The organism is Chromohalobacter sp. 296-RDG (assembly GCF_029889885.1).
GTDB lineage: Bacteria > Pseudomonadota > Gammaproteobacteria > Pseudomonadales > Halomonadaceae > Chromohalobacter.
On sequence record NZ_JARANY010000157.1, the window covers coordinates 1 to 2,035 of the forward strand.

Consider the following 2,035-nt stretch of genomic DNA (forward strand, 5'->3'; position numbering starts at 1 on the left):
CTGATCACGCCTGCCCGAACATCAATCCATCCACGCGCGCGCATTGCGGAAAAGGCGCATCCAGGCGCCATCTTCCTGCCATTCGGCGGGACACCAGGAGTTGGTCACCGCTCGCGCTACGCGCTCGGGGTGCGGCATCATGATCGTCACGCGGCCATCCGGTGTGGTCAGCCCCGTGATGCCCGAGGAAGAGCCATTGGGATTGGCGGGATAGCGCGTCGTCACCTGGCCGTAGTTGTCCACATAGCGCATGGCGATCTGATCGCTGGTCTGCATGCCGCGCAAGTGGCCGCTGTCACGGAATTCGGCGCGCCCCTCGCCGTGCGCCACGGCGATCGGCAGCCGCGAGCCTTCCATCCCGGCGAGCAGGATCGAGGGACTCTTCTCGACCTGCACCATGCTCACGCGTGCCTCGAACTGCTCGGACTCGTTGCGTACGAAGCGCGGCCAGTCCTCGGCACCGGGAATCAGCGATTTGAGCTGTGAGAGCATCTGGCAACCGTTGCACACACCCAGCGAGAAGCTGTCCTCACGCTGGAAGAAGCCCTCGAAGGCATCACGAGCGCGGCTATTGAAGAGCACCGACTTGGCCCAGCCGCCGCCGGCACCGAGCACGTCACCGTATGAGAAACCGCCACAGGCGATCAGTCCTTTCATGGTTTCCAGATCGACGTGGCCCTCGAGGATGTCGCTCATATGCACGTCGATGGCCGCGAAGCCAGCGCGGTCGAAGGCCGCCGCCATCTCGACATGACCATTGACGCCCTGCTCGCGCAGAACCGCCACGCGTGGCTTCTCACCACGCCCGACATAGGGCGCGGTAATGTCCTCATCGACATCGAAGCTGGGCTGCGCCGAAAGGCCCGGATCACGCAGGTCGAGCAAGGCATCGAATTCGGACTTCGCGCAGTCCGGATTGTCACGCAGCGCTTGCATGCGATAGCTGGTCTCAGTCCAGGAACGCTGCGCGATGGCCCGCGTGGTTTCCAGAAGCGGCTCCTCGAAGAGCGTGACACGCACCTGATCGTCGTAGCGAGGCCGGGCGACCACGCCGCTGGTTTCGAGTCCTGCGGCAGCGAGCTGGGCGAGCACGAACTCGGTATCGCGGCGGTTGACCTGAATCACCGCACCTAGCTCTTCGGCGAACAAGGCATCAAAGGCTTCATAAGCGTCGTCGATCAACCAGTCGAGCTTGATTTCCAGCCCACCGCGTGCGGCGAAGGCCATCTCCAACAACGTCACCAGCATGCCGCCGTCGCTGCGGTCGTGATAAGCGAGCAGCTTGCCATCGGCGTTGAGGCCCTGAATAACGGCGAAGAAGGCCTTGAGGTCCTCAGCGTCTTCGAGATCAGGACACACATCGCCGACCTGGCCATACACCTGCGCCAATGCCGATCCACCGAGACGATTCTGACCGCGCCCCAGGTCGATCAGGATCAGATCGCTTTCGTCCTGATCCAGGCGCAGCTGCGGGGTCAGGGTACGCCGGGCATCGGTGACCGGTGCGAAACCGGTGATATCGAGCGTCAGCGGCGCGGTAACGCTTTTCTCCTCATCATCGGATTGCCAGGCGGTACGCATGGACATCGAATCCTTGCCCACCGGAATGGCGATACCGAGCGCCGGACAGAGCTCCATGCCCACGGCATGCACGGCATCGAACAATGCCTGATTCTCACCGACATGCTCGGCGGCACTCATCCAGTTGGCGGAGAGCTTGACGTCGGAAAGCTTGGCGATCGGCGCTGCAGCCAGATTGGTGATAGCCTCGGCCACCGCCAGGCGGGCGCTGGCCGCCGGGTCGACCAGGGCCACCGGCGGACGCTCGCCGAGCGCCATGGCCTCGCCCGCATGCGTGTCGAAACTGGCCGTGGTCACCGCGCAGTCGGCCACCGGTACCTGCCAGGGGCCGACCATCTGATCACGCGCCACCATTCCCGTGATCGAGCGGTCGCCTATGGTGATCAAGAAGCTCTTGGAGGCTACCGTCGGCAGGCGTAGTACACGATCCAGCGCCTCGCGCAGGTCGAGATTG

Annotated in this window: 1 protein-coding gene; it reads right to left on the bottom strand. The window is 63.9% G+C overall.

Going from position 1 to position 2,035, the window contains the following annotated elements; all coding sequences use genetic code 11:
* Positions 1–21: 21 nt before the first annotated feature.
* On the bottom strand, positions 22–2,035 hold a 2,014-nt coding region (purL, locus tag OP495_RS17400), incomplete at its 5' end, for a phosphoribosylformylglycinamidine synthase (RefSeq protein WP_280571008.1).